The organism is Longimicrobium sp., assembly GCA_036377595.1.
GTDB lineage: Bacteria > Gemmatimonadota > Gemmatimonadetes > Longimicrobiales > Longimicrobiaceae > Longimicrobium.
In genome coordinates this window covers 1-1384 of record DASUYB010000060.1, presented here as the reverse complement: position 1 = coordinate 1384, position 1384 = coordinate 1, and the positions used below count along the sequence as shown (strand labels likewise).

The following is a 1384-nucleotide window of genomic DNA, read 5'->3' as shown; positions in this document are numbered from 1 at the left end:
CTTCAGCAGCTCGCTGACACCCAGGCCGGGCAGCGGCAGATTGGTGATCTTCGCGTAGACGTTGCGCGTCGCGGGCGCACTGCCATCCTGGATGTTGAACATCTCGCCGAACTTGTACTTCGCCCACAGCTCGTCGTTCATCGACAGCGGCAGCGCGCCGTGGCGCAGGATCACGACCGCGACCGTGGGCTCGTTCGAGTACGTCGCCTTCATCGTGTTGATGTAGACGCGCGGCCAGATCGCCGCCATCCCGCTGTTCGGCTCAGGCGCATCGAAAATCTGCTTGTGCTTGCCCTGGATCTTCCCGAACCACGCGTCGAGTGCGGGGTCGGCCGAGCGCGCACTCGCCGCACCCGCGTCGCGCTTCAGCGCGGCTGCACTGCGCGGCAGCAGCGGTGTGAGACCCGCGGCCGCAGCGATGCCTGCGGCAGTCGCAAGAAATCCTCGGCGCGGCGTTATCCCTTCGGACCTGGCCATGGTGCCTCCTGGGGTGTCTGGCTGTTTGGGTGGGACCGCGATGTCGCGGGTCTCCAGCCTAAGAAGGACGCGGCAGTTTCCGCAACAAACACGTGTGCCCGGCGGGCGCCGCCGGTCTCAGGAAGAGGTCAGACCCGGCTGACCGGAGGCCAGAGCCGCCGTCCGTACCCGGATCCGGCGACCCCAGGGTGCCGCGCCGATCGCGGCAAAACCGTCAGCGGCCGCCTGCTCGAGCGCGGTTGCAGCCGCGTCGTCCCCCCGGGCGCGCTCGAGCAAGGCGTGAGCCTCTCTGGTTTCCGCATCCAGCAGCGCGTTGTGGGCGCGCGCCGCTGCACCCGCGGCCTCCTCGAGGTGATTGCGCGCCGTGACGTAGTCCCGCCTGCGGAGCGCAATGATGCCGAGCACGCGCTGCGCTTCACCCTGGCCGCTGACGTCGGCGATGCGGCGGAACGTGACGAGTGCGCGGCGCGCCGTGGCGTCGGCGAGCTCGATGTCGCCGCGCTCCAGCAGCAGCAGAGCGCGCTCCTCATCCACGCGCCCCCGCACATCATCACACATCCCGGCTTCCGCGGCGTGCGCGGCGGCCTGGGCAAAGTGGGCGTCGGCTTCGTCACCCGCGGCGTTCTCGCGATGCAGGATTGCAATGTTCTGATGTGCCTGCGCGATGCCCCGCCGGTCACCGAGCCGCGTCGCGGCGATGAGCGCACGCATGTATGCGGCGAGTGCATCATCCACCTGGTCCTGCAGCACGAAGATCACACCCAGGTTGTTGTTTGCGGCCGACACCAGCGCCTGGTCCCCCGCGGCGGTGGCGTGCTCGATGACGTCATGCCACAGCGTGCGCGCCCGGTCGGTTTCGCCGCGGTCGTAGCGCAGCATGGCCTCCAGGTTCAGGCGACGCCGGATC

The 1384-nt window shown here is 69.1% G+C and carries 2 protein-coding genes; both read right to left on the bottom strand.

Features of this window, described 5'->3' with window-relative positions:
• Nucleotides 1-477: hypothetical protein (locus VF092_09000; GenBank protein ID HEX6747409.1), on the bottom strand; the 477-nt coding region annotated here is incomplete at its 3' end.
• Nucleotides 478-594: 117 nt separating this feature from the next.
• Nucleotides 595-1384, bottom strand: a 790-nt coding sequence (locus VF092_08995) for a tetratricopeptide repeat protein (protein HEX6747408.1), incomplete at its 5' end; no start/stop codon positions are given.